This is a genomic window from Micromonospora sp. CPCC 205561, from assembly GCF_036906775.1.
Lineage (GTDB): Bacteria > Actinomycetota > Actinomycetes > Mycobacteriales > Micromonosporaceae > Micromonospora.
In genome coordinates, this window is the sequence record NZ_JBAKHV010000002.1 from 95518 (window position 1) to 120246 (window position 24729).

24 protein-coding genes and 1 riboswitch are annotated in these 24729 nt (G+C 74.5%); of the genes, 10 read left to right on the plus strand and 14 right to left on the minus strand.

The genetic code is table 11. From position 1 onward, the window contains the following. Nucleotides 1-9 precede the first annotated feature (9 nt). Nucleotides 10-219, minus strand: a complete 210-nt coding sequence (locus V6V16_RS02670) for a heavy-metal-associated domain-containing protein (RefSeq protein ID WP_334559151.1) — start codon at nucleotides 217-219, stop codon at nucleotides 10-12. A gap of 150 nt (nucleotides 220-369) precedes the next feature. On the opposite strand from V6V16_RS02670, the gene V6V16_RS02675 reads away from it, so the two are divergent. From V6V16_RS02675 to V6V16_RS02685, 3 genes are all read left to right on the plus strand, one after another. Continuing rightward, nucleotides 370-672, plus strand: coding sequence for a metal-sensitive transcriptional regulator (locus tag V6V16_RS02675; RefSeq protein ID WP_334559152.1), 303 nt, complete (start codon nucleotides 370-372; stop codon nucleotides 670-672). 342 nt (nucleotides 673-1014) lie between these two features. Continuing rightward, complete coding sequence (locus tag V6V16_RS02680) at nucleotides 1015-2373, plus strand: YibE/F family protein (protein WP_334559153.1); 1359 nt, start codon at nucleotides 1015-1017, stop codon at nucleotides 2371-2373. A 166-nt stretch (nucleotides 2374-2539) separates the two neighbouring features. Beyond that, nucleotides 2540-2670: riboswitch (cyclic di-AMP (ydaO/yuaA leader) on the plus strand. Between the two features lie 4 nt (nucleotides 2671-2674). Next, nucleotides 2675-3694, plus strand: coding sequence for a coiled-coil domain-containing protein (locus V6V16_RS02685; RefSeq protein WP_334559154.1), 1020 nt, complete (start codon nucleotides 2675-2677; stop codon nucleotides 3692-3694). Between the two features lie 146 nt (nucleotides 3695-3840). On the opposite strand, the gene V6V16_RS02690 is transcribed toward V6V16_RS02685, so the two are convergent. Beyond that, nucleotides 3841-4572: a carbonic anhydrase gene (locus V6V16_RS02690; protein WP_334559156.1), complete on the minus strand. Its 732-nt coding sequence runs from the start codon at nucleotides 4570-4572 to the stop codon at nucleotides 3841-3843. Between the two features lie 219 nt (nucleotides 4573-4791). Between V6V16_RS02690 and V6V16_RS02695 the strand changes: the two genes are divergently transcribed. After that, nucleotides 4792-5118 carry a helix-turn-helix transcriptional regulator gene (locus V6V16_RS02695; RefSeq protein WP_334559158.1) on the plus strand — a complete coding sequence of 109 codons (327 nt, stop codon included), beginning with the start codon at nucleotides 4792-4794 and terminating at the stop codon, nucleotides 5116-5118. A 213-nt stretch (nucleotides 5119-5331) separates the two neighbouring features. Then, nucleotides 5332-6501 (plus strand): type VII secretion-associated serine protease mycosin, encoded by a 1170-nt coding sequence (mycP, locus tag V6V16_RS02700; RefSeq protein WP_334559159.1) that lies wholly within the window; start codon nucleotides 5332-5334, stop codon nucleotides 6499-6501. A gap of 25 nt (nucleotides 6502-6526) precedes the next feature. Here the strand turns inward: mycP and V6V16_RS02705 are convergent, their stop codons facing one another. From V6V16_RS02705 to eccCa, 11 genes are all read right to left on the minus strand, one after another. Beyond that, nucleotides 6527-7516 (minus strand): BtrH N-terminal domain-containing protein, encoded by a 990-nt coding sequence (locus V6V16_RS02705; RefSeq protein WP_334559160.1) that lies wholly within the window; start codon nucleotides 7514-7516, stop codon nucleotides 6527-6529. Nucleotides 7517-7606: 90 nt separating this feature from the next. Further along, nucleotides 7607-8956 carry a WXG100 family type VII secretion target gene (locus V6V16_RS02710; RefSeq protein WP_334559161.1) on the minus strand — a complete coding sequence of 450 codons (1350 nt, stop codon included), beginning with the start codon at nucleotides 8954-8956 and terminating at the stop codon, nucleotides 7607-7609. A gap of 16 nt (nucleotides 8957-8972) precedes the next feature. After that, on the minus strand, nucleotides 8973-9548 hold the full coding sequence (locus V6V16_RS02715) for a hypothetical protein (protein WP_334559162.1): 576 nt from the start codon (nucleotides 9546-9548) through the stop codon (nucleotides 8973-8975). 33 nt (nucleotides 9549-9581) lie between these two features. Continuing rightward, nucleotides 9582-11156: a S8 family serine peptidase gene (locus tag V6V16_RS02720; RefSeq protein WP_334559163.1), complete on the minus strand. Its 1575-nt coding sequence runs from the start codon at nucleotides 11154-11156 to the stop codon at nucleotides 9582-9584. Between the two features lie 82 nt (nucleotides 11157-11238). Next, nucleotides 11239-11517, minus strand: a complete 279-nt coding sequence (locus V6V16_RS02725) for a WXG100 family type VII secretion target (RefSeq protein WP_334559164.1) — start codon at nucleotides 11515-11517, stop codon at nucleotides 11239-11241. A 28-nt stretch (nucleotides 11518-11545) separates the two neighbouring features. Continuing rightward, nucleotides 11546-11854 (minus strand): WXG100 family type VII secretion target, encoded by a 309-nt coding sequence (locus V6V16_RS02730; protein ID WP_121396950.1) that lies wholly within the window; start codon nucleotides 11852-11854, stop codon nucleotides 11546-11548. A gap of 169 nt (nucleotides 11855-12023) precedes the next feature. Continuing rightward, a complete protein-coding gene (locus V6V16_RS02735; RefSeq protein ID WP_334559165.1) occupies nucleotides 12024-12296 on the minus strand; it encodes a hypothetical protein in 273 nt (90 codons plus the stop codon). 16 nt (nucleotides 12297-12312) lie between these two features. Further along, nucleotides 12313-13041, minus strand: a complete 729-nt coding sequence (locus V6V16_RS02740; RefSeq protein ID WP_334559167.1) for a hypothetical protein — start codon at nucleotides 13039-13041, stop codon at nucleotides 12313-12315. Nucleotides 13042-13072: 31 nt separating this feature from the next. Then, entirely contained in the window at nucleotides 13073-13366 is a 294-nt protein-coding gene (locus V6V16_RS02745; protein ID WP_334559168.1) for a hypothetical protein, read from the minus strand. 16 nt (nucleotides 13367-13382) lie between these two features. Further along, on the minus strand, nucleotides 13383-13805 hold the full coding sequence (locus V6V16_RS02750) for a YbaB/EbfC family nucleoid-associated protein (protein ID WP_334559169.1): 423 nt from the start codon (nucleotides 13803-13805) through the stop codon (nucleotides 13383-13385). A gap of 94 nt (nucleotides 13806-13899) precedes the next feature. Next, on the minus strand, nucleotides 13900-17862 hold the full coding sequence (eccCa, locus tag V6V16_RS02755; protein WP_334559171.1) for a type VII secretion protein EccCa: 3963 nt from the start codon (nucleotides 17860-17862) through the stop codon (nucleotides 13900-13902). A gap of 168 nt (nucleotides 17863-18030) precedes the next feature. Here eccCa and eccD point away from each other — a divergent pair, with 168 nt between their 5' ends. Further along, nucleotides 18031-19428, plus strand: a complete 1398-nt coding sequence (gene eccD, locus V6V16_RS02760) for a type VII secretion integral membrane protein EccD (RefSeq protein WP_334559173.1) — start codon at nucleotides 18031-18033, stop codon at nucleotides 19426-19428. A gap of 60 nt (nucleotides 19429-19488) precedes the next feature. Here the strand turns inward: eccD and V6V16_RS02765 are convergent, their stop codons facing one another. After that, a complete protein-coding gene (locus V6V16_RS02765) occupies nucleotides 19489-20670 on the minus strand; it encodes a type VII secretion protein EccE (protein WP_334559175.1) in 1182 nt (393 codons plus the stop codon). Between the two features lie 150 nt (nucleotides 20671-20820). Between V6V16_RS02765 and eccB the strand changes: the two genes are divergently transcribed. From eccB to V6V16_RS02785, 4 genes are all read left to right on the plus strand, one after another. Further along, nucleotides 20821-22371, plus strand: a complete 1551-nt coding sequence (gene eccB / locus V6V16_RS02770; protein WP_334559176.1) for a type VII secretion protein EccB — start codon at nucleotides 20821-20823, stop codon at nucleotides 22369-22371. A 131-nt stretch (nucleotides 22372-22502) separates the two neighbouring features. After that, a complete protein-coding gene (locus tag V6V16_RS02775) occupies nucleotides 22503-22844 on the plus strand; it encodes a hypothetical protein (protein ID WP_334559177.1) in 342 nt (113 codons plus the stop codon). Further along, nucleotides 22837-24141 carry a WXG100 family type VII secretion target gene (locus V6V16_RS02780; protein WP_334559178.1) on the plus strand — a complete coding sequence of 435 codons (1305 nt, stop codon included), beginning with the start codon at nucleotides 22837-22839 and terminating at the stop codon, nucleotides 24139-24141. The genes V6V16_RS02775 and V6V16_RS02780 overlap by 8 nt, the downstream gene beginning before the upstream one ends. A gap of 191 nt (nucleotides 24142-24332) precedes the next feature. Further along, nucleotides 24333-24689: a hypothetical protein gene (locus V6V16_RS02785; RefSeq protein WP_334559180.1), complete on the plus strand. Its 357-nt coding sequence runs from the start codon at nucleotides 24333-24335 to the stop codon at nucleotides 24687-24689. Nucleotides 24690-24729 lie beyond the last annotated feature (40 nt).

Sequence of the window (24729 nt, forward strand, 5' to 3'; positions counted from 1 at the left end):
CCGTGGCCGTCAGGCGCCGACGAGGTCGTAGCCGGCCTCGTCGACGGCGGCGCGCACGGTGTCGGTGTCCAGGGGACTCTCGCTGGTGACGGTGACGCGGCCGGCGGCCACGTCGACCTGGACGTCGCTGACGCCCGTGATCGCGCCGACCTCGGCGCTGACCGCGCTGGCGCAGTGCCCGCAGGTCATGCCCTGCACCTGGTACGTCGTGGTGACCATCGAACTCTCCTCTCGACGCCCCAGCCTATACCCCCCAGGGGTAAAGCGGAGGCGGAATGCCGCCCTTGCTCAAGTACCGGTACCGGGTGGGGGTATACCGGCCGGAGACGAACGTACCATACCCCCGAGGGGTACGGTATCCTCGACCGCATGACCACACCGACGCCCACCCCGATCCGGGGCTACACCGCCACCAAGGATCAGCTGCTCGCGCGGCTGCGCCGCGTCGAGGGGCAGGTCCGTGGCATCGAGAAGATGGTCGACGACGACCGCTACTGCATCGACGTGCTCACCCAGATCTCGGCGATCCAGGCCGCCCTGGACAAGGTCGCGCTCGGCCTGCTCGACGGGCACGCGCGGCACTGCATGCACGAGGGCGCGGCCGAGGGGCGGGCCGACGAGATGGCCACCGAGATGATGGCCGCCGTCGGTCGCCTCATGAAGCGCGGCTGACCCGGCCCGCGCCGGGCGGCCCGGCCGACCCCGACCGCGGGAGCCGGGCCGACGACCTGCCGCCGGGCCCACGCGCCGACGCGCGCACCGACACCACCCCGCGCGACCTGCGCCCGGATGCCGGGGTGGCTACCATTCGGCCGGTGACCCTCCGGATCGCGTACCGCCCGCCCCGCGCCCCCGACCGCGCGGCGGCCGGCCGTCCCCGACCGGGACGGGCCGGCGGCCGCGGTACGTGACCGACCCGCCGCCGGAGGCTCTCCTCCGGCCGCGCCGTGCCGCGGCGTTGAACCGACCGGCCCGTTGGCCCGTACCCCGCCCCGGATTCGTTGGGAGAACTCGATGGGCGCCGACCACACCCGTCCCGCTCCGTCCGCCCCGCCGGGGGTGCGGCGGATCCTCGTCGCGACGGTGGTGCCTCTCTTCGTGGCCACGCTGGTCGCGGCCCTGGCCCTCTGGCCGTGGGACGCACCCGATCCCGCGGCCGGCAGCGACGAACCGCCCCGTCAGCACGGCACGGTGACCCGGGTGGTGACGGAGCCGTGCCCGCCGGCCCCGGAGACCCCGGAGGGGAGCCCGGACGCGGCGCAGGGCCCCTGCGGCACGGTCACCGTGCGGGTGGACGACGGCCCCGACGCCGGCCAGCAGGTGGAGACGCCCGTGCCGGCCGGCCCCGGCGCTCCGACCGTGGCCGTCGGGGACGAGATCATCCTGGTCGAGCTCACCGACCCCGCCGACCCCACCGTCAGCGCCTACAGCATCTCGGAGCACCAGCGGGGCGCGCCGCTGATCTGGCTGGTGGCGCTCTTCGCGGCGGCGATCGTCGCGTTCGGGCGGTGGCGCGGGCTGGCGGCGCTGGCCGGCCTGGCGGCGAGCTTCGCCATCCTGCTGACCTTCGTGCTGCCCGGCATCAGCGCCGGGAGCCCACCGCTGCTGGTCGCGGTCGTCGGGGCGGCCCTGATCATGTTCGTGGTGCTCTACCTCACCCACGGCGTGACCGCGCAGACCTCGGTCGCCGTGCTCGGCACCCTGGGCAGCCTGGTGCTCACCGGCGTCCTCGGCACGATCGCCACCGCCGCGACCCATCTGACCGGCTTCGGCAGCGAGGACGCCACGACGCTGTCGATGTTCCAGGCCGACGTGGACCTGCACGGCCTGCTGCTGGCCGGGATCATCATCGGCTCCCTCGGCGTGCTCGACGACGTGACGGTGACCCAGGCCGCCACCGTCACCGAGCTGGCGCACGCCAACCCCGGGCTGTCCCGCGGGCAGCTCTACCGGGCGGCGACCCGGGTCGGGCGGGCACACATCGCCTCGACGGTGAACACCATCGTGCTGGCGTACGCCGGTGCCTCACTGCCGGTGCTGCTCCTGCTGACCGCCGATTCCCGGGCGGTGACCCAGATCCTGACCAGCGAGTTCCTGGCCCAGGAGATCGTCCGCAGCGCGGTCGCCACCCTGGGTCTGATCGCCGCCGTGCCCCTGACCACCGGGCTGGCCGCCGTGGTGACCACGGCCGGCCGGCGCGGCGGGGCCGCCGCCGGGCAGGGCGTCGCCGCGACCACGCCCGCCCCGGCCCCCCGGCCCGCGGCCGACCGCTCCGAGGCGCTGGAGGCGCTCAGCGGCCCGCGCGCCGGGGACCCGCCGCCCACCGCCGCCGGCCGCTGGCCCGACCGGGACAGTACGGACACCGCATGGTGAGACTCCGCAGCGTGACCAAAAGGGACGTCGGCGCTGATAGACGCGTCACTGCTCACCCTCCGCCGCTGGGAAACAACGCATTTGGTCGGCTTGGGGACGTAGATCCCCGGGAGCACTCTCGGGTAACCTCGCTGCCGGTCACCGCCGAAGGCGCGCAGCGGCGCCTGCGGTACCGCCGCCCAATCGCCGCCAGGCGAGCCGGGGACCCAGGTAACTGGGGTGAATCCGCGACAGCGGTAGGGGCCACTTCCGCCCCGAACCCGTCAGCTAACCCGGTCGGCGGTCGACGGAAGGGAAAACTGTGACGGCACCCCTACGCCGCTGGTCGACGCCCGTGGTGGCCGTGCTCGCCGCCCTGGCCGTCCTCGTCGGACCCCTTCCGGCGGCGGCGGCACCGACCACCCCACCCAAGCCCTCGGGGCACGGGGACAACGAGCCCAAGCTGCTCGACGACCTGATCGAGGCGCGGAACCGCAGCTACGTCCAGGCCAAGGCCAAGCTGGAGAAGTCCAAGAAGCGCCAGCTCGAACTGGCCCTGGAGGTCGACCGGTCGCAGGCCGAGCTGGAGGCGCTCGCCCCGCAGGTCAGCCAGATCGCCGCCCAGTCCTACCGCACCGGGCGGATCGGCGCGGTGTCGATGCTGCTGGACACCGCGAGCCCCGACTCGTTCGTCAAGCGCGCCGCCGCCCTCGACGAGCTGAACATGGTCAACGCCAAGAAGCTCGCCGCGGTGAACGAGGTCAAGACCCGCGCCGAGCAGGCCAAGCTGGCCCTCGACGCCGAGGTCCGCGAGCAGACGAAGCTGACGAACGAGATGGCCCGCGGCAAGCGCGAGGCGGAGAAGGCGCTCGCACTCGTCGGCGGGAGAGGGCTGACCAGCGGCAAGGTGGTCGCCACCTCGCCGGTCGCCCGGATGGCGCCGGGGCGTACCGCGGACGGCGACTGGAAGCCCCTGGGCTGCACCGAGAACGACCCGACCACCTCGGGCTGCATCACCGCGCGGACGCTGCACATGTACAAGGAGGTCAAGCGGGCCAAGTTCGACCGCTTCGTCGGCTGTTACCGCTCCGGCGGGCCGTACGAGCATCCGAAGGGTCGGGCCTGCGACTGGTCGCTGCAGCGCAGCGGGTTCTCCCCCTGGCACAACGACGACACCTACATGTACGGCAACAACCTCACCGCGTTCCTGGTCCGCAACGCCGATCGGCTCGGCATCTACTACGTGATCTGGAACCGGCAGATCTGGTTCCCGGCGACCGGTTGGAGTTCCTACAGCGGCCCGTCGAACCACACGGACCACGTCCACGTGTCACTGCTCTAGAGACGCCCCGACGACAGGGCCGCCCCGCGGACGCGGAGCGGCCCTGTCGCGTCGTCACGGGCCGCCGCCGCGTGCGCCACCCCGGGCCGCGCCGGCGGGCCGCAGAGCGGCTGTCAGGCGGGCACGGCGGCGGCGGTCGGCTGTCGTCAGGCGGGCACGGCGGCGGTCGGCGACGCCGTGCCGGCCGCCACCGAGGCCACCGTGCTCACCTCGCCGGCGCTCAGGCGGTACGACATCCCGACCACCCCGCACCGCCCGGCGGTCACCTCCGCGGCGAGCACCGCGGACCTCTCCAGCATGGCCTCGACGGTGTTGGCGATGTGGATGTCGACGATCCGTTCGAGGTCGTCCACGCCCTCGGCGGCGGCCCGGCGCAGGCTGGGCACCACCGCGTCCACCACGGCGCAGAGGTGCCCGGCCGGCCGGGTGCCGGTGGCGTCCGCCGCGCGCGCCGCCTGGACGGCGCCGCAGGAGTCGTGCCCGAGCACCACCACCAGCGGCGTACGCAGGACCGTCACGGCGTACTCCACGCTGCCCAGCACCTCGGGACCGATGGTGTGCCCGGCGGTGCGGACCACGAAGAGGTCACCGAGCCCGCGATCGAAGATGATCTCGGCGGCGAGGCGGGAGTCGGAACAGCCGACGATCACGGCGAAGGGGTGCTGCCCGTCGGCGACCGCCGCACGGTGGTCTGCGTCCTGGTTGGGATGGCGTGGGGAGCCGGTCACGAAGCGCCGGTTGCCGGCGTGCAGCTCGGCCAGGGCCTGCTCCGGGTCCGCGGGTACGGCGTGCGTGACGCCGGCCGGGGTGTCCGTGGCCGGCGCCGGAGGCGTCCGTTCCGGGCCCGGTTGAATGCCTGGCGATCCGGGACGGCTCATCCCGCCACCTCGCTCCCTGACGTGAACGACCTGGTCACCCGGGCCGACGCCGGACGCGGGCTGCACACACCGTCACACGCAGTGCAAGATACGTCAAGGGATACGTGATATGCGTTTCATACGTTGACGGGGCGCCGCCCGGGAGCCCCGTGGTCCGCGCGGGGCCGCCGCACGCGAGGGCGCGAGGCGAAGTGGCAGAGCGCGCCATACCATGGCGACATGGCGACGACAGGGGAGAGCGGGAGCGCCCGGAACTGGACGTTCCTCACCAACCACGGGCACGTGCTGCTCGCCATCGCCCGCAACCCCACGGCCCGGCTCCGCGACGTCGCCGACGAGGTGGGCGTCACGGAACGGGCCGCCCAGGCGATCGTCGCCGACCTGGAGGCCGGCGGCTACCTGCACCGCACCCGGGTGGGCCGGCGCAACGAGTACACGCTGAACCCGGCCGGGCGGTTCCGGCACCCCGCCGAGGCCGATCGACAGGTCGGTCACCTGCTCGCCCTCTTCACCGAGGAGCCGGCCGAGGCCACCGAACGCTCCTGACGGACGCCACCCGGCCGGCCCCGACGGCCCGCGCGCGCCGGGCCCGGCCTCCCGCCGCCCCTTCCCGAACCGGACGTCGTCGGTGGCGGACGACGCCGGCGCGGCCCGCGGCGGTAATCTCACCGCGTGCGCGAGAGTTACCGACCGGGCGGGACCGAGCGACCCCGCCGAACCGGGCGCGGCGCCCGTGCGGTCCCGCGTGGAGCCGCCACCGTGCTGCTCCTGCTCGGCACCGCCGTCGCGGCCCCGGCGCCCGCCTCGGCGGCCGTCCCCCGCTGCGGCCCCGCCGGCACGTCCGCCCCCGCCGAGACGCCGTGGCCGCTGCGGCGACTCGAACCGTCCGCCGCCTGGCGGATCTCCCGGGGGGCCGGCGTCACGGTGGCGGTCATCGACTCCGGCGTCTCCGCCAGCCATCCCGTGCTGCGGGGTCAGGTCGACCAGGGCCGGGACTTCAACGGCCTGCCGCAGCAGCAGGGCCGCTGCGACCTGGCCGGACACGGCACGATCGTCGGCGGCATCATCGCCGGCAAGGAGGGCAACGGCCCCTCGTTCAGTGGGATCGCCCCGCAGGCCCGGATCCTTCCGGTACGCGTCCTGCCCGACACCAGGACCACCGCCGACGAGGGGCTGCCCGGGCAGATCGCCGAGGCCATCCGGTGGTCGGTGCAGAACGGCGCCGACGTGATCAACCTGTCGCTGGTGACCCTGCCCACGCGGCAGCTCGCCGACGCGGTCCGTCACGCCCTGGACGAGGGCGTGGTCGTGGTGGCCGCCGCCGGCAACCGCCAGGAGAACCAGCAGGACCGCCCCGCCTACCCGGCCGCGTACGACGGGGTCATCGCGGTCGCCGGGGTCGACGAGGAGGGCGGCCACGTCGGCAGCTCGGTCGTCGGCGACTACGTCGACATCGCCGCACCCGGGCTGAACATCCTCGGCCCGGCCCCGGGGGGCAGCGGCTGGATCGCCGAGCCGCAGGGCGGTACCAGCTTCGCCGCCGCGTACGTCTCCGGGGTGGCCGCGCTGGTCCGGGCCGCGCACCCCGATCTCGATCCGGCGCAGGTCGCCGACCGGCTGATCCGCACGGCGGACAGCCCGCCGGAGGGGAAGAACGCCGAGATCGGGTACGGGGTGGTCAACCCGTACCGGGCCGTGGCGAGCCTGCTCGGCACCCGTACCGATCCACCGGCCGGCGCGATGCCGGCACCCCCCTCCACGGCGGACCCGCTGGCCTGGCAGCAGACGGTCGCGCTCTGGACCGCCGCCGTCGGCGCGCTCCTGGCCGGGCTGCTGTTGTCGGTGAAACCGATCCTGATCCTCGGCCGGCGCCGGGGCTGGCGCCCGGGCCGCCGACCATCCGGCACCGACGCCGCCACGACGGGCTGACGGCGCAAGGTCGGTCGCGACGTGGTCAGTCGGCGCGGATGTCGGCCAGGACCCGCATGGCGTGGCGTTCCCGCTCCGCGAGTTCGGTGAGGATCGCCGAGGCGCGGGCCAGCTGGTCCGGGTCGCCGGTCTCCCCGGCGACCTCGATGTGGCGGGCGACCTCGGTCCACAGCGGGGCGATCTCGGCGTAGAGCCGATGACCGAGGCGGAGGTTGTCGTCGTCGACGATCGTGGCGCACTCGGCGAGGAAGTCGCGGTACATGGCGCGGAACAGAGCGCCGCCCGTCCCGCCGCCCTCCATCAGCGCGGCGGCCTGCGGAAGGTCGCGGGACGGTTCGCGGGAGCGGTCGAGCCACCGCGTCACCTGTCGGGCCGCCTTGCCGATGCCCCGGTGACCGAGGTTGGCGATGGGGGGGTCGAGGAACGCCTGCGCGTTGTTGCGGATGGCCGCCCGGATGGCGTCGCCCGGATCGGGCCGGTCGGCGCGCTCGGCGATGGTGTACGAGCGGTTGCGGGCGGTCATCGGGCCGCGTTCGTTGCGGGCCCGTTCCAGGCTCGTCAGCGTGGTCGTCACGGTGCCGCCCTGCTGGGCGGTGTCGATCAGGTAGGCGTGGGTGTCGTCGTAGCCGTACATCGCGACGAAGTGGGCCCCGAAATGGACCTTCGTGGTGAAGTAGTCCAGGTGGTAGGAGTCCAGTTGCAGGCCCACCGGGCGGCCGGCCGCGAGGGCGGCGGCCACGTTCTGCCAGGCCCTACGGGGCGAGGCGGTCTCCTTGATGTGCAGCGTCAGGCCCAGCCGGTCGGCCACGGCCCGGGTGATCTCGGTCGGTCTGGTACGGCCGCCGAGGAACGGGAAGTCCATGTTCCTCGCGTCCCAGTAGACGAAGCCGAGACCTTCGCCGAGGCCGAACAGCATCGGCTCGGAGAGGTCGAGCCCCTCGTGGCGCAGCAGGGCGCCGAGCGTGGTGGTCTCGCAGTGCTGACCGGCGGGGAACGACACATCCTCGATGATCATCTGACCTCCTGGTCTGCTGGTCGGGGCGGTCGGACCGGACCGACACCGAGCGCCGCCCACCGGCGGGTGGACGGCGCTCGGTCGAGGCGTTCAGCGCAGGATGCCGGGCGCACCCCCGCCGTCGACGCCCCAGACGTCCTCGTCCTCCTCGAGCCAGGTGTTGCGGGCGTCCTCGTCCTCGCCGTAGCCGGCACCACCGCCCACGCCCGCCATGCCGCCGACGCCCCGTGCGCCCGCACCGGCGCCCTTGACGCCCGCGCCCGCCGCGCCCGCACGACCGCCGCCGCGACCGGCTCCGCCGGCCGCGCCGCCCATCATCGGCGCCATGCCGCCCGCACCCAGCTTGCCACCGGCGCCGAGCTTGCCGCCCGCGCCCCGGCCGCCGCCGCGGTTGGCGCCGGCCGCGCCACCGCCCATCATCGGCCCCATGTTGGGGCTCACCGGCCGGCCGAGCGAACCTCCGCCGGGGATCATGCCCCCGCCCAGCCCGCCGCCACCGCCGGCGCCCAGCCCGCCACCGGCGCCGAGCCCCGAGGTGCCCGGCACGCCGCCGCCACCGCCACCGCCGAGGGCGGGCACGCTCGGGGCGCCGGCCCCGGCCAGCCCGCTGCCGTAGTCGTCGGCGAGGCTGTCGGTGCTCGGCGTGTAACCGCCGCTCGGGTCGTAGCCGCCGCTCGGGTCGTAGCCGCCCCCGCCGGTGAGGTCGGGGTGGGCGCCGGAGCCGATCCCGGGGTTGCCCGAGCCGGGCATGTCGGCCCCGCTGAAGGACGGCGTGCCACCGCCACCGCCGATGCCGCCGGTGGAGGGCATCCCGCCCATGCCCGGCACGCCGCCGGTCTTGCCGGCACCGGGGCCACCGCCGAGATCGGGCGTCTCCACGTTGGGGCTCTGGGTGGTGCCCGGCGTGGTCTGGCCGGGCGTGCCGGAGTCGATCGCCGTGTAGTCGCCGCTGACCTGGTTGTAGACCTTGGCCGCCTCGTCGGACTTGTCGTTGAGCCAGTCCGCGAGCGAGGTGAGCGGGTCGAGCAGGCCCAGGAAGTCCGGCTTGACCTTCATCTCGAACAGGCCGGTGTCGATCACGAGCCGGCCGTTCCGCGCCTCCAGCACGTCGTTGACGCAGCTCGCGGGGATGGGGAAGTCGGCCTGCGCGGCGCTGAGCTTGTCCGCCGCGCTCTTCAACGACTGGACGATGCCGTTGTGGTTCTCGGCGTCCTCGACGACCCTGCCCGTGTCCGTGGCGATCTGCTTGACGTGGGTCTTGAAGGACTCGTACGCCGGGCCCTTCCACACCTCACCGAGGTCGGTGACGTTCTTGTCCAGGCTCTCCTTGACGGAGTTCAGGTTCTTCAGCAGCTGCTCCCAGCCCAACGCGGCGCTGGTGACGTCGCCCGGCCTGCCCGCGACGACGATCTGCTGGCACATCTCTTCCCAGCTCGGCATCCTGTCACCCTCCCGTTCAGCCGTTGGATCCGGTGGAGGCCGCGCTGAAGGCGCGCTCCATCTCGGCGGCCGACATGGCGTTGGCCCGCTCCGCCGTCTCGTAGTTCTCCTTCACCTCGCGCAGCGCGTTGGCGGCCTTGTAGAGGTCCTCGGCGAGCTTGCGGACGCTCTGCTGCGTGGTGGTGAAGAGGCTGTTGTGCTTCCGGGCCAGGTCACCCGCCCGGTCGAAGGCGCCCAACGGGCTCGACGCGCCACCACCCACGCCGGCCATCCCGCCCGCCGCCGCGCCGCCCATCCGGTCCTGGATCTCGACCATCGTGTACGACTGCTTGTTCAGGAAGGAGGCGTGCGACTCTAGCCACTCGATGGCCTTGTCCAGACTGGACGCGTCCCACTCCGTGTTGTCGCCGCTCTCGCCCGCCCCCGGCACCAGGCCGGAGGGGGTCTGCGCCCGGTTGACGTTGTCCATCGTGATGCCGCTGAGGCGCACCGTCGGCACCACCGGGCTGATGGGCATGTACGGAGTGTCCACCCGGATCTCCTCCGGCTGCTCCGTCCTGTCCACCCGTGGGCTCGTCTCTTCGTCCGACATCGGTTCCTCCCCGTCGCCGACTGACAATCTGGCTTACTGCTGGTGCCCGCCGGGAGTCGGCGGAGGTGGCGGTGCCGTCGGCCCGGCGCCGGGCGGCGGCCACGCACCGGCCCGGGGTGCCGGCGGCACACCGTACGGGTCGGGTCCGCCGGCGGGCGTCGGGCCGTACCCGGGCGGGGGTCCCGCCTGGGGCGGAGCGGGCGGGCCCGTCGGGGTTCCGCCGGGCGGCGGGTGACCGGGACCACCGAACTGCGGGTTGCCGGCCGGCCACCCCGGCGCGCCCCCGGGCGCCGGCGGCTGACCGGGGAGCGGCGGGTAGCCGGGCGCCCCGAACTGCGGGCTGCCGGGCGGCGGGTAGCCGGGCGGGCCGGTCTGCTGCGGGTAGCCGGCGGCCGGGAAGCCGGGCGGCCCGGCGGCCGGCCTCCGCCGGGACCGGCGTACCAGCACGACCACGAGGATCAGCACCGCGACGGGGGCGAGCAGGCAGAGCGCGCCCTGCAGGAGCGCGCCGGAGCCCTTCTTCATGCTGATCGACACGGCCGGTCCGTCGTCCGCCGACGGTTCGGCACCGCCCGCCGACGGGGTCGCACCGGCCGCGGCGCCGAGCAGCGGGTGAGCCCGCACCGCCGGCACGGAGCGGGTCAACGCCGCGAGCGGGTCGACCGCGCCGAAGCCGTACCGGTCGTCGCGCCCGCTCGGACCCTTGTCGCGGGCGGTGCGGACGAGGCGGTTCACCACGTTGGCCGCGTCGAGGTCCGGGTACCTGGCGCGGACCAGGGCAGCCACCCCGGAGATGATGGCGGCGGCGTCGCTCGTGCCGCTGCCGATGCCGTAGCCGTTGGACGACACCGACGCGGACCGGGGGGAGATGATTTTCTCCATCGGCGCGGCGAGCACGGCCTCCCGGCCGGTGGCGCTCTCCGCGAAGAACTCGCCGTTCTTCGCCAGCCCGGTCACCGCGATGACGCCGGGGATGTTCGCGGGGCTGGTGACGACGCGGGTGTTCTGCAGGCGGTTGCCGGCCGAGGCGACCAGCACGGCGTCCTTGTCCAGGGCGTACCGGACGGCCGCGATCTCCTCGGGCGTCGCCGCCGTGCCCGTGCCGACGGACATGCTGATCACGTCGGCGCCGGCGTCGGCCGCCCAGCGGATGCCCTCGGCGAGGTCGCCCGAGTTGAAGGAGCTGCCCATCGCGACGGGGAGGATCTTCGCCTCCGGGGCGATGCCCAGGTGTCGCATCGCGCCACCGCCGCGGGACGCGATGATCCCCGCCATCGCCGTGCCGTGGGCCGCCCTGGTGTCGTCGTCGCGGCGGCCGTCGGCCGCCGCGCCGGACGTCACGCCCTTGCCCGGCAGGACCTGGCCACGCAGGTCGGGCAGGGTCGCGTTGACCCCGGTGTCGATGACGGCGACGGTGACACCCCTACCCTTGGTGATCTGGTGGGCCTGCGGGATCTTGAGCGCGTCGAGGTACCACTGGAGTCCGCGCACCGTGTCGGCGCGGGCCGGAGATGGCGCGGCCAGTGGGCCGGAGCCGGCGCCGACGGCCAGCGCCAGCGCGGCGACGGCCAGCCTGAGCTTGGGCCACGAAGGCTTCCCCGCACGCATGATTCTCCCAGGACCTATCGGCGTACAACGCGATGCGGCTCCGACCCGGTCGAACCGGACCGGAGCCGCATCGGCGATTGTGTCAGTTCCACGCCTTGGCGTTGCTCATCTCGGTGCTGACGTAGTTCTCGCGGGCGATGCCCACCGCGCCACCGATGTCGTTCAGGATCTTGTTGATGTCCCGGACGGCGGCGTCCCACTGCGCCTGGTGCTGCTCGTAGGCGGCACGGTCCTCACCGTCCCACTGCAGCTTCGACAGCATCGAACGCAGCGTGTCCAGCTTCTCGTCGATGGTCCGCGAGATGGCCATCATCTGCTGGTTGCTGTTCTCGAGGACCGCGTAGTCGACCTTGATGCTCATGAGTTCCTCCCCTGCTCGTGTCGGCGGATCACGGGTTGAGTGCAGAGTGGAACTTGTCCAGCATCTGCTGCTGCTCTTCGTCGTTGACCTGGTGCGTCGTACCCGACTTGTCGAGCAGGTCGGCGATGTTGTCCATCGCCGTCAGCAGCTTGCCCGTGTCCTCGTTCCAGCGCTGCATCAGCGACTGGAAGCCGGTGGACGCCTGCCCCTTCCAGGCGATGGCCAGGTCGTCGACCACGTTCCAGAGCTTCTTGAGCTCGCCGTCGACCTCGCTGCGCGTGGAGCGCACGTCACCCGCGGCGGTATGCAGAGTCGCTGCTTCGACCTCGAACGCCATGCTTCACACCCTTCCGTCATCTTGTGGCGGCGCAGTCGCCGCGTCCTCCCCCGCCGCAAGGCAAAAACCCCACCGACGGACACTCAGTCAAGACCGTAGCGGACGTTGTCCATCAACCGCAGCCCTGCCCTGCACGCTGCGCGTAAACCCCCGCGAGGGGAGTCTCGACCTAGGAGGACCGGGAGTACGAGCGGACGTGCATCACCAATCCGACCACGAAGACGACGGTCAACATCGATACGATCACCCACTGCACCGCGTCGTCGGCGAGGGTGCCGAGGGCCAGGCCGAACGCCGCCACTCCACTGAGCAGGACGAGCTCCATCGCCCTGCGGGCCGCCCGCGACCGGGAGAGCTGCGCGACCACCCCCAGGACGATGAAGACCGGGACGGTCGCCAGCGCGTACCCGAACATCGCGCTCTGCCACACGGTGCCACCCACCTCTCGGCCCGGTCGCTCAGGCCCGGTAGAAGCCCGGATCCTTCACCCAGTCGATCCGGATGTCCTTGATGTCGGGGTCGGCGTTCCCGGTCGCCCAGCCCGGACGCGAGTCCGAGACGAAGTTGTACTGGCTGTTGCCGCGGAACGCCGACGCCACCGTGGAGAACAGCGCCCCGATGTCGGTGAAGATGAGCCCGAGGATCGCCGCGGTCGCGGTCAGGCCGGCCACCCCGATCGCCTGGGCCAGCGGGGCGGTCGCCGGGAACGCCTGCAGGGCCACGGCCGCGATGACCGCGATGAGGATCGGCACGAGTGCGCCGACGAGGGCGTCGATCGAGGCGTTGAAGTGGTCGCGGACGGCGGTCAACGCCTCCTTGTTGGCGTTGAGCGCCTCCGCGAGCGCGCCGATCTCGGCGTTCAGCTTCCGCACGAAGGCGTCGAACGCGTCCCGGTCGTCGAAGTCCCACTCCTCGCTCGAGGGGATCACGCTCTCCAGCGCCGCGCCGAACTGGTCGCCGCCCAGGAAGCGGGCCGCGTCGCCCCACTCCTTGATGGACTGGTTGACCTCGTCGTTGTCGAACGTCTCGAGGTGGACGATGGCGGCGGTCAGGAACGCGGCGCCGACCAGCCAAGCCCAGTTGGCCCGGGCCGCCCCGGCCAGCGAGCGGACGGGGGCGGTCTGGGCGGCGACGCTGTGCGTCCCCACCACCGAACCCGAGGAATTGGCGATCAGGATCTCCGGCATCGAGCCCTCCCTGCGTCCCGCACCCGCGAGGTCACTTGACCACCCAGGGCTGGTCCGACTTCTCCCAGTTCAGCGCGCTCTGTTCGAGATTGGCGGCGGCCCGCTCCAGGTGCTGGACGCCGCTGCGCAGGTTGTCGAGGTGGCCGTCGACGGCGTCGTTGTGCGCGCTGACGGCCGAGAGACCGAGCAGCGTCATCGACATCGTCGAGAGCTTGACGCCCTCCAACGCCCGCTGCGCGTTGCGCAGGTACGCCATCGGGCCGTCGGCGGCGGCGAGCTTCTGCCCGGCCTCGCGGATGGCGTCGACGTCGACAGTGTTGGCCACTGGCCCTCTCCCCTCGTCAGCCGCGCAGCCGGCGCAGCGGGTCGTTGAGATCCACCCCGAACTGCTGGAACCACTCCTCCGGGGTCACCTTGCCCGCCTCGGCCCGCCGGACCAGGTCGGAGCCGCCGAGCATCTCCTCCAGCAGCTCGCGCTGGCGCTCGGCGTGCGCCTCGTACGCGGCGTCGACGGCGGCCTGGAGCGACTCGGCGAGGCTGAAGCTGTCCAGCCGCATCGCCCGCGCGTTGATCTCGATGTCGCCGACCTTCATGTCACCGTCGACCGTCACCTGGACCAGGCCGTCCGGGCTCTCCCCGGTGACCCGCAGCTCGGCGCGCTGCCGCTGGAAGTCCGCGAGCCTGCGCTGCTGCTCCTGGGCCTGACGCAGGATGCCCTCGAGGCCGGCCGCGCCCATGCCGCCGGGCGTCCACGATGTGCTCAAAACGGTCCTCTCGTCGGCTGCGACGCTCGTGCCGCAGGTTACCGGATCCCCGCACGCCGGTCGGTCCCGCCGACCCGGCCGCTGCGCGAGCCCCTCAGACCGGCTCCGCCCAGGCGGTCTGGATGAGCTGCTGACCGTCGCGCCGGCGCACCAGCGTGCCCCGGCCCGGGGGCTGCGGGCTCGGCCGCAGCGTGCCGAAGACCGCGCCCTCCTCCCGGTTGCCGGACATCAGCAGGCCGGGCTGGTCCAGCTCGCGCAGGCGTTGCAGGACCGGCTCGTAGAGCGCCCGGGCGACGCCACCCACCCGCCGGGTGACGATCAGGTGCAGGCCGATGTCGCGCGCCTGGGGCAGCAACTCGTGCAGCGCGCTGAGCGGGTTGCTGCCGCCCGAGGCGACCAGGTCGTAGTCGTCGACCAGGATGTAGAGGTCCGGCCCCTTCCACCAGCTGCGGTCGCGCAGCTGCGCGGTGGTGACGTCCGGGCCGGGCAGCCGGTTGGACAGGGCGCTGCGGATCGAGCCGAGCCCCTTCGCGAACACCTGGTTCGACGGGGCGTAGTCGAGCAGGTGGTCGCCCTCGACCGCGCCGAGCAGGCCGCGCCGGTAGTCGGCGATGACCAGCCGTGCCTGCGCCGGCGTGTAGCGCTCCGTGATGCCCCGCGCGATCAGCCGCAGCAGGTTGGTCTTGCCGCACTCGGCGTCGCCGAAGACCGTCAGGTGCGGCTCGTTGACGAAGTCGAGGTGGACCGGGGCCAGCGCCGACTCGTTGACGCCGATCGGCAGGCCCGGGGCCGACCGGTCCACGATGCGCATCAGCTCGCCGACGGGCAGCTTGCGCGGCAGCAGCCGCACCTTCGGGGCCGGCCGACCGGTCCAGGCCGACGCGACGTGCCGGGACAGGGCGATGGACGCCTCGGTCAGGTCGTCGATGTCCCGGCGCCCGTCGATCCGGGAGATCGCGGTGAGGAAGTGCAGCTTGTCGCGGGTCAGGCCGCGCCCCGGCGAACCGGTCGGCACGTTCGCCGCCGCCCGCCGGTCGATCTCCGACTCGTTGGGGTCGCCGAGGCGCAGCTCCAGCTTCGTGCCGAGCAGGTCGCGCATGTTGATCCGGATCTCGGCCCACCGCACGGCCGTCAGTACCACGTGCACGCCGAAGCCCAGGCCCCGGTTGGCCAGGGTGGTGATGGTCTGCTCCAGCTCCTCGTACTCCTGGCGCAGGGTGTTCCAGCCGTCGACGACGAGGAAGACGTCGCCGAACGGGTCGTCGGCGAACTCGCCGGCCGCCCGGCGACGGCGGTAGCTCGCCACCGAGTCGATGCCGTGCTGGGCGAAGCGCGTCTCGCGCTCGTCGAGGACGGCCACCACCTCGGCCACCGTCCGACGGACCGCCTCGGTGTCGCGCCGCCCCGCCACGCCGGCCGTGTGCGGCAGCCCGTCCAGGCTGCGCAGCGCGCCACCGCCGAAGTCGAGGCAGTAGAACTGCACCTCGCGGGGGGTGTGGGTGAGCGCCAGCGAGGCGAGCATCGAGCGCAGCATCGTGCTCTTGCCGCTGAGCGAGGCGCCGACGATCACCACGTTGCCGCCCGCGCCGGCCAGGTCCACCAGCATCGGGTCGCGGCGCTGCTCGTACGGCCGGTCCACGACGCCCACCGGAGCGGCCAGCCGCCCGCGCCCGCCCCACGAGGCGGTGCAGAGCCCGAACTTCGGGTCGACGCTCAGCGGCGGCAGCAGCTCGCCCAGCCCGGGCGGCTCCGCCAGCGGCGGCAGCCACACCTGGTGCGCGGGGCGGCCCCGCCCCTTGAGCCGGTCGATCAGCACGTCCAGCATCGCCACGACCTTGCCGTCGGCGGGCTGCTCCGGCTCGGGCTCCGTGGCCACCGGCAGCGTCGGGTTCTGCACCGGTACGAAGTCCACCCCGTACCGGACGATCCGGCGCTGCACCAGCGCCCGGGACGACGCGGCGGCCTGCCCCGGCGCCCGGTACGGCCCGGACACGTACGCGGCCCGGAACCGCAGCATGGTGCTGGTGTCGGTCTTCAGGTAGCCGTGTCCGGGGGCGTTGGGCAGCTCGTACGCGTCCGGCACGCCGAGCACGATCCGGCTCTCCACCGCCGAGAAGGTGCGCAGGCCGACCCGGTACGACAGGTGGGTGTCCAGGCCGCGCAGCTTGCCCTCCTCCAGCCGCTGGCTGGCCAGCAGCAGGTGCACGCCGAGCGACCGGCCGAGCCGGCCGATCATCACGAAGAGGTCGATGAAGTCGGGCTTCGCGGCGAGCAGCTCGCTGAACTCGTCACAGATGATCAGCAGGCTGGGCATCGGTTCGAGCGGCTCGCCGGCCGCCCGGGCCTTCTCGTAGTCGTACCGGGAGACGTAGTTCCCGGCGGCCCGCAGCACCTCCTGGCGGCGGGTCATCTCGCCGGCCAGCGCGTCGCGCATGCGGTCGACCAGCGGCAGCTCGTCGGCCAGGTTGGTGATCACCGCGCTGGTGTGCGGCAGCGCGTCCAGCGAGGCGAAGGTGGCACCGCCCTTGAAGTCGACCAGGACGAAGTTCAGCTCCTCGGAGGAGTGCGTCACGGCCAGCGCGCCGACGATCGTACGCAGCAGCTCGCTCTTGCCGGAACCGGTCGCGCCGATGATCAGGCCGTGCGGACCCATGCCCTCGTGCGCGGACTCCTTGAAGTCCAGCTCCACCACGTTGCCGTCCGGTCCGACGCCGAGCGGGATGCGCAGCCGGTCGCGGTGGCTGCGCGGGCGCCAGGTCTGCTGCACGTCGACAGTCGCGGCGTCCCCGACGCCGAGCAGGTCGGGCAGCTCCATGCTGCGCGCCAGCGGCTCCTCCGACGTGGTCTGCTGCTGGGAGAGCCGGTAGGGGGCGATCTGCCGGGCCAGCCCCTCGGCGGCGGCCGCGGTGAGCCGGTCCGGCCGGCCGAGCCGGGACGAGGAGGCGCCGCGGACCAGTTCGAGGGAGCTGCCGTCGCCCACGTCGAGGCAGAGCAGCCAGCGGCCGGCGTCGCGGGGCACGGTGCCGGAGAGGTCGATCACGGTCGCCCCGAGCAGCCCCGGTCCCATGAGTTGGCAGGTCGCCGAGACCTCGCCGCCGTCGACCACCACCACGAGGTGCGCCGCGGTGGTCAGCGGCTTCGCCTCGGGGGCGAACCGGGGCCGGCCGGCCAGCTCACCGGCGAGCGCCTCCTCGGCCTCCGCGAGACTGGCGAAGACCATCCGGCGGGCGCCCGCGGCGTCGGTGCGGGCCGTGTGGTGGTTGTGCGGCAGCCACTTCACCCAGTCCCAGGCCGGCTGCCGGTCCGGCGCGGCGACGACGGCGACGACCAGGTCGTCGGGGGCGTGGAAGGTGGCGAGCTGGCCCAGCGCCGCCCGCGTCAGGTCGAGCACCGGCTCCCGGTCGCCGCGCAGCACCACCCGGCTGAACGCCCGCACCGAGAGCGCGGTCGGCAGGTCCGGCACGGTCGAGTGGGCGCGGACGAAGCGGCGCAGCGCGATGGCGCTCATCGGCTCCAGGTCCTCGACCGGCTTGGTCTCCGGGGGAACGATCTCCACGGCGAGGCGCTGCGGGCCGGTGGCGATCCGGGTCTCGCCGAAGTCGTCCTCGGTGATCCGCCGCTCCCAGAGCCGGCGCGAGGCGGCGATCGACCAGAGCGCGTCCGGCTCCGGGTGCCGCCACGCCATCGCGGCCCGCTGCTGCTCGGCGGCGCGCCGGGTGCGCTTGCGCATCTGGGCCAGGTAGCGCATGTAGTCGCGCCGGTCGGCGTTCAGCTCGGCCTTGTCGTTGTTGCCGTGGCTCAGTGACCCGATCGCCATGCCCAGCATGGACACGCCGAAGAGGCCACCGGCGATGTAGGTCATCGTGCCGCCGCCCCGGCCGGCGTAGAGGAACGCCATCGCGCCCACGCCGCAGACCATGGGCAGGATCATCAGGAGCTGCCCCATCCCGCGCGGGGTCGGCTCGGGCAGTTCCGGAGGCGACTCCAGCAGCACCTCGCCTCGCGGCAGCGCTGGCCCCGGCTGACGCGGGAGCCGGCGGAACACCACCGTGCTCACGGCTGTCTCCTCCCAGAAGCGGCCCTGATGAAGTTCGGCGAGCGACCGGAGTCGTCGGGTGGGCATCGTACGTGCCCGCCATCGTAGGTAATCTCCCGTGGGCGTCAGGAGCCCGTGCGTCGGCACCGCCGGCCCAGGGGCGATCGTAGAGAGCGCGAGGAGGCCACTGTGGCGACGAAGACGGCGACCGGCGGCCTGAGCCGGATCACCATCGTGGCGCCCCGCACCCGGATGGATCTCGCGCTGCCGTCGGACGTACCCCTCGCCGACCTGCTGCCGACCCTGCTCCGCTACGCGGGCGAGGACCTCGCCGACGAGGGGGTGCGGCACGGCGGCTGGAGCCTGGCCCGGCTCGGCGGCCAGCCGCTGGACGGCGGCCGCACGGCCACGCAGCTCGGCGTCCGCGACGGCGAGGTGCTCTACTTCAACCCCCGGTCGGCAACCGCGCCGGAGATCGTTTTCGACGACGTGGTCGACGCCGTGGCCACCGCCACCAACCAGCGCCCGGGCGCCTGGCAGGTCGGCACCACCCGTTCCTTCGCGGTGCTCTTCGCCGCGGCGGCGCTCGGCGCCGGCGCGGTGGCGGCGCTCTTCACGGGGCCGCCGCAGCTGCCCGGCGCGCTGGCCGCGCTGGTGGTCGCGGTCGCCCTGGTGGTCAGCGCGGCCGTGCTGTCCCGGGCCGCCGCCGACAGCGCGACCGGGTCGGTGCTCGCGGCAGTCGGTCTGGCGTACGCGGGCGTCGGCGGCCTGCTGCTGCTCGCCGGCGACCGCCCGCTGACCGGGCTGGCCGCCCCGCACGTGCTCCTCGCCGCGACGGCGGTGGTGGTCTGCGCGGCGGTTGCCGCGCTGGCCGTGGGCGACCGTCTTCCGCTCTTCTTCGGCGCGGTCGCGGTCGCCGCCGGCACCGGCTTCGGCGCGCTGGTCAGCCTGGCGTTCGACACCGACGCGCCGGCCGCCGCCGCGGTCGTCGCCGCCGTCGCGTTCGGCGCGGTGCCGGCGCTGCCGATGGCCGCGTACCGGCTGGCCCGGCTGCCGGTCCCGTCCATCCCGACCGGCCCCGACGACCTGAAGACCGACACCGAGTCGGTGGACGGCCGGCAGGTCCTCCAGCTCAGCGAGCGGGCCGACGAGTTCCTGACCGGCCTGCTCTGGACGGTGTCGCTGCTGGTGCTCGGCGCCCAGGTGGTGCTCGCGCTCGACGGCAGCCTGCCGGCGGTGCTGCTCTGCCTGGTGCTGGCGCTGCTGTCGCTGCTGCGGGCCCGGCCGTTCCTCGGTCGCGCCCAGCGCACCCCGGTGCTCTTCGCCGGCACGGCGGGGCTCGCCCTGACCGCCGCGGCGACCTTCGGCGGCGGCTCGACGGCGGTCCGCCTCGGCCTTATCCTCGGCGGGCTCGTGCTCGCGGCCGTGGTCAGCCTGATCTACGGCCTCACCGTGGCCGGGAAGCGCATCTCCCCGGTCTGGGGCCGGCTGCTCGACATCGTGGAGATCATGCTGATCATCGCGCTGGTCCCGCTCGCCGTCTGGGTCGTCGGCCTCTACGGCTGGATCGTCAACCTCCGCCCCTGACCCGCCCTGCCCGGGGGGGGGCCGCGCGGGCCGCGCGGGCCGCGCGGTGGGGGCCGCGGATCAGTCGGTCGCCTGCAGGGTGCTGACGGTGGTGGCGGCCGGAGCGGTGGCGTAGACCCCCGGGGCGTGCTCGCCGTCCACGGGGCGGGCCGGGGCGCCGCACCGGCGGGACACCTCCAGCACGGTCTTCTCCAGTGCCTGCACGTGGTCGTCGGGCGCCGCCACCCGGAGCATCGGCGGGGCGACCCGGCCGCCCGGCAGCACCACGGCGGCCAGGGTGTGCGACGGGGCGGAGGTGGCCGTCACCGCGTCCACGATCGGGCCGAACGGCGCGCCGGCCCGGGGCCGCAGGGCCAGGCAACGCTGCGTCCAGCCGCCGCCGCGCAGCCCGGTCCAGGTCTCAGAGGGCGGGGTCGGGGCCAGGTCCAGCCCGGCGGCCGAGACCACCGCCGCGCGCAGCTCCTCGCGGCTGAGCGGCTGGTGGGCGAGGCCGGCAGCGGTCAACGCCTTGCCCAGGCGGCCGATCCCGGCGGAGAGCGTGCGGTGCACGCCGGGCATGCCCCCGCCCCGGCTGACCGTCTCGACCCGGGCGTCGCGCACCGAGAGCCGCAGCGCCACCCAGACGGTCCGGTGGGCGGCCGGCGGCGCTCCCGGCGACGGATACCAGACCAGGGTGTGGGAGACCACCTGGGCCCGGGTGACCGGGCCGGTGAAGTCGGCGAGCACGCGCAGCGCCCGGTCCACCACCGACGCGTCCACCGAGCCGGCGGGCGCCCCGGCACGGCCCTGGAGCGCCACCGCCGCGAACCAGCCCTGCGCGTCCTGCCCGATGCCGAGCCGGGTGCCACGGTCGGTGAGCTCCGTCACGGTCAGCTCGGGGGCGAGGGCCGCCAGCCTGGGGTCGGCCCCGCCGCCGGCCGCGACGCTGCCCTTGGCCGCCTCCCGGCGGCGCCGCATCCGCCGGCGCAGCAGCAGGTCCTCGTACCACCAACGGCCGCCCCGGCGGGCGAAGGCCGCGACCGCCACCAGCAGCGACAGCAGCCCGACGACGGCGGCCAGCCAGACCGGCCCGCCCAGCGCCGCCCAGGCGGCCAGGGCGCAGAGCTCCAGCACCACGAGCTGCCCCACCGCGACCGGCCCGATCCGACCGCGGTCGCGCCGGTCGGCCGGTACGACCGGCCGCCGGGCGACGCCGGACGGCTGCGGTGCCGGACGACCGGGTGGCGCCTGAACCTGCGTCATCGCTGACAGTCCTCTCTGGACGGCGGAGCGTCCGCCGGATCGGGTCGGGCGCTGGTCACGTTGACCCGTCGACGGCCCCTTATCGTAGGGAAGCCCGCGACACCGACTCGGACCTGCTCGTCGCGGACCCACCCCGGCCGGAGGTAAGTCATGCGGACCCGCCGCGATCAGGTGCAGGCGTACCGCTTCGTCACCCGCCGGATCGTCTCGGCGCTGCTGTCGGGCGACCCGGAGACCAGCAACCTGCCGATGCGGCGGCTGGGCATGGCCGTCTTCGGCAGCACGATCGCCGCGGCCGTGGTGCTCGGCGGTGTCGGCGCGTACGGGCAGTTCACGGGCAACAAGGCGCCGCTGGAGCCGAACACCCTGGTCATCGAGCGGGAGACCGGGGCGACGTACGTCTTCGTCGACGGGCAGCTGCATCCCACCCTCAACTACGCCTCCGCCCGACTGATCATCAACGAGCCGGCCCCGCAGGTGCGCACGATGTCCCAGGCGTCGATCCGCGACCGGCCCCGCGGGCGTACGGTCGGCATCGTCGGCGCCCCGGACGCGCTGCCCGACAAGAAGTCCCTGACGGGCCTGCCCTGGTCCGTCTGCGACGTCCCCGACCCGGCCGACCCCCGCAACTCCGGCACCCGGGTGGTGATCGACCGTCCGCTGCCCGGTGGCGTGCCGCTGGGCGACCGGGCCGTGCTGGTGGAGGCCGACGGCCAGCGGCACCTGCTCACCGCGGACACCCGGTTGCAGGTGACCGGTGGCGACTCCGCGCTCGCGGCGCTGCGGATGGCCAACGCGCCCCGGCTGCGCGTGGGGCAGCAGTTGCTCAACGCCGTGCCGGCCGGGCCGGTCCTGCGCGAGCCGGCCATCGCCGGCGCGGACGAGGCGAGCACCCTGACCGAGCGCCCGGCCAGGGTCGGTCAGGTCTTCCGGGCGGCGGGGCAGCACTACGTGCTCACCAGGGAGGGCCTCTCCGCGATCGGGGAGATGAGCGCGCTGCTGCTGCTGCGCGACGGCGGCCAGGTCACCGAGATCACCCCCGCGCAGGCCGGCAGGCTCCTGACCGACCAGCGGGCGGAGGAGGCCGGGATGCCGCAGGCCCTGCCCGCGCTGCACCCGGTCACCACGGGCCGGACGGTCGTCTGCGCGACCTACCGGGCCGGCGCCGCCGGCGGCCCGCCCACCACCACGCTGGAGATCTTCGACCGGGTACCGCCGGAGCTGGCCGGCGCGGCGCCCGGCGCGGTGCCGGTGCGGCAGACCGCGCGGGACGGCGTGCGCACCGCCCAGGGCGTCCTGCTGCCCGGGGGCAAGGGCGTGCTGGTGCAGGCCATGCCCGGGGCCGGCGAGAGCGGCACGGCCGCCCCCGGTGCCACCGTCTACCTGATCAACGTCCTCGGGGTCCGGTACCCGCTCGGTGTCGGCGCCATGTCGGCGCTCGGCTACGAGGGGGTGCGGCCGCTGGCGGTGCCGGCGTCGCTGCTGGCCCTGGTGCCCACCGGGCCGACGCTGTCGCGCGACGACGCGCTCTCGCACTTCGCCCCCGGCCCCGCGCCCTCGGCCCAGCCGGCCCGCCCGGCGCGGCCGACGGGCGGCCCGGCCACCCCGTCGGGAGCGCCGGCGACGCCCACCGGCGGACCGGCGTCGGACGCACCGGTTTCGCCCGGCGCGTCCTCCCCCACCGCCAACGCGGAGGGCTGAGTTCGCACGGTCGGATCCGTGCCGGCGGCGGGTCGCCCGAGTCGCACCGGTCGACTAGCCTGACCCTGCCAACGGTTATCGACGATGACTACGGGGATGCTGCCATGACCGGGCGCACGACAGTCGATTTGATGTCCCTGGAGGACTTCCACCAGAAGTTGGCCAGCCGGCTGACCGAGGCGGAGAAGGCGTTGCGGAAGCTGAGCACGGAGATGCAGTGCCGGCCTCCCGCGCTGGGCTCGTTCGCCGACGCCACCCAGAACGCCCGCCGCTACTCCGACATCCACCAGTCCTACGTGGACCAGGTCGACCGGCTGCGCGCCGCCGTCAAGGCCGCGCAGAGCGCCACTGCGACGATCCTGGCCAACTACCGCACCGCGGAGGAGCGCAACGCGGCCAACGCGACCGACATCGCCGCGGCGCTGACCGGGGTGGACGACGCGTTGAAGCGGAAGGAGGAACCGCGTGTCTGAGTACACCCAGCGCTACGAGCCACTCAGTCACCAGCAGCTCTACGACGGCGTGATGGCCGGTCAGCCGGGCCAGGTCGACGGCGTCGCCGCTCAGTGGACCGCGCTCAAGGGCATGCTCGACGGGCTGTCCCGCGAGCTCAGCGGCGACCTCGACAAGCTGGCCAACACCTGGACGGGCTCGGCCTCACAGGAGTTCCAGCGCCGCCTGACGCTCGTCACCGACTACGCCGACAAGCTCGGCGAGGGCATGGCGGACGTGAGCCGGGGCCTGACCCTGATGGCCGCCGACCTGCGCACCGCGCGCGAGCAGGCGGAGAGCCCGGAAGAGACCGACGACCACGACAAGGCCGCCGCGGGCGCGGTCAAGGGCGCGATGTTCGGCGTCCCGGGCGCGCTGGTCGGCGGGCTGCTTGGCCACCAGCAGGACAAGGCGGAGCAGGAGAAGGCCCACCAGCGCATGGTCAAGGTGGTGGCCGAGCTGGCCGCCGGCTACGACCTCTCCGCCTACGGCCGCATCGTCCCGCCGCCGTCGCCGGACCCGGACACCCCGGGCGCGACCAGCCGCGACTCCACGACGACGCCGCGCAGGGCCCCCGACTCCACCACCCCGACGGCCGCGCCGACCACCAGCGGCCTCGCCGGGAAGCCCGGCGGCGCCACCGTCGCGGCCCCCGGCACGCCGAGCTCCGGGCCGGGCGGCGGCGAATCCGGGACGCTCGTCCCGGGCGCGGTCGGCGGCGGGCATCCGAACAGCGGCACGGTCGGCGGCACCCCGGGGGGCGTGGCCGCGGGCACCTCGCTCGCCGGCGCCGCGCTGCTCACCGGCACCGTCGCCGGTACGGGTGGCCCGGGTGGCACCTCGACGGCCTCGGCCGGTGGCGGTCCGGGCCTCCAGTTCGGCCCGCAGGGCGGCGGGGCTGCCGGCGGCGTGCTCGGCACCGGTGCCCTCGCCGGTTCGGCCGGCAACGCGCCGACCTCCTCGGTCCGCACCGCCGGCGGCAGTCCGACGGCGGACAACCGGTCCGCGACGGGGATGGGCCGGCGCTTCGACGGCACCCGGGACGCGGCGCGCCAGGGCATGGCCGGCGCGGGTGACCGGGCGGCCAGCGGGGCGGGGCGCCCGGGCGGCGCCCGAGGCGCGGCCGGCGGGGCCAACCGTCCCGGCGTCCTCGGCGCGGGGCAGGGGCCGCACGACGACGACAACGCCGACGGCCGGATGACCTGGCTGACGGAGGACGACATGGTCTGGGGCAACGGCGCGGACGCCGCTCCGCCCGTGGTCGGCGCCGACGGCTGACGCGGACCCGCACGACGACGGCCCATCCGGTGGTTCGCCCGCCGGGTGGGCCGTCGCACGTCCGGCCCGCCGCCCGGTGCCGGTCCAGGGCGCCGCCCCCGCGCGGTCCACTACGGACTTCGTGGCGCCGGTCACCGGATCCGGGCCGTCGCCGCGCTGCGCGGGCCGGGCACGGGCGGTAGGTTGGACGGGTGTCGTCCGTAGCGTCCGACCCGTTCTGGTCGGTCACGCTGCGCTCGCTACGCGAGCTGACCCGGCTGGCGGTCGCCGCGCTGGTGCTCGCCGTCGGCCTCGGCGGCGCGAGCGTCGCGCCGGCCCCGGCACCCTCCCCCGCCGCCCTCGGCCAGGCCGCGAGCGCCCGCGCCGCGCAGCCGCTGCCGCACCCGGCGCCGGCGGTCGAGCGGCTCACCGACGCCGCGGCCCCGCCGAAGGTCCGGCGGACCGACGCCCCGGCCGGCATCTCCGTCGTCCCGGCCGTCCGGCCGCACGTTCCGGCCCACGACCCCGGCCGCGGCGTCCCCGCCCGGCGCGGTCCGCCCACCGCCTGACCCGCCGGCTCCGCGTCCGCGGGCGCCAGTCCGCCCGACC

What these genes read in the sequence shown, in the direction of transcription:
- V6V16_RS02670 (WP_334559151.1), bottom strand. Translation starts at nt 219, where the DNA reads ATGGTCACCACGACGTACCAGGTGCAGGGCATGACCTGCGGGCACTGC.
- V6V16_RS02675 (WP_334559152.1), top strand. Translation starts at nt 370, where the DNA reads ATGACCACACCGACGCCCACCCCGATCCGGGGCTACACCGCCACCAAG.
- V6V16_RS02680 (WP_334559153.1), top strand. Translation starts at nt 1,015, where the DNA reads ATGGGCGCCGACCACACCCGTCCCGCTCCGTCCGCCCCGCCGGGGGTG.
- V6V16_RS02690 (WP_334559156.1), bottom strand. Translation starts at nt 4,572, where the DNA reads ATGAGCCGTCCCGGATCGCCAGGCATTCAACCGGGCCCGGAACGGACG.
- V6V16_RS02695 (WP_334559158.1), top strand. Translation starts at nt 4,792, where the DNA reads ATGGCGACGACAGGGGAGAGCGGGAGCGCCCGGAACTGGACGTTCCTC.
- V6V16_RS02705 (WP_334559160.1), bottom strand. Translation starts at nt 7,516, where the DNA reads ATGATCATCGAGGATGTGTCGTTCCCCGCCGGTCAGCACTGCGAGACC.
- V6V16_RS02710 (WP_334559161.1), bottom strand. Translation starts at nt 8,956, where the DNA reads ATGCCGAGCTGGGAAGAGATGTGCCAGCAGATCGTCGTCGCGGGCAGG.
- V6V16_RS02715 (WP_334559162.1), bottom strand. Translation starts at nt 9,548, where the DNA reads ATGTCGGACGAAGAGACGAGCCCACGGGTGGACAGGACGGAGCAGCCG.
- V6V16_RS02720 (WP_334559163.1), bottom strand. Translation starts at nt 11,156, where the DNA reads ATGCGTGCGGGGAAGCCTTCGTGGCCCAAGCTCAGGCTGGCCGTCGCC.
- V6V16_RS02725 (WP_334559164.1), bottom strand. Translation starts at nt 11,517, where the DNA reads ATGAGCATCAAGGTCGACTACGCGGTCCTCGAGAACAGCAACCAGCAG.
- V6V16_RS02730 (WP_121396950.1), bottom strand. Translation starts at nt 11,854, where the DNA reads ATGGCGTTCGAGGTCGAAGCAGCGACTCTGCATACCGCCGCGGGTGAC.
- V6V16_RS02740 (WP_334559167.1), bottom strand. Translation starts at nt 13,041, where the DNA reads ATGCCGGAGATCCTGATCGCCAATTCCTCGGGTTCGGTGGTGGGGACG.
- V6V16_RS02765 (WP_334559175.1), bottom strand. Translation starts at nt 20,670, where the DNA reads ATGACGCAGGTTCAGGCGCCACCCGGTCGTCCGGCACCGCAGCCGTCC.
- eccB (WP_334559176.1), top strand. Translation starts at nt 20,821, where the DNA reads ATGCGGACCCGCCGCGATCAGGTGCAGGCGTACCGCTTCGTCACCCGC.
- V6V16_RS02775 (WP_334559177.1), top strand. Translation starts at nt 22,503, where the DNA reads ATGTCCCTGGAGGACTTCCACCAGAAGTTGGCCAGCCGGCTGACCGAG.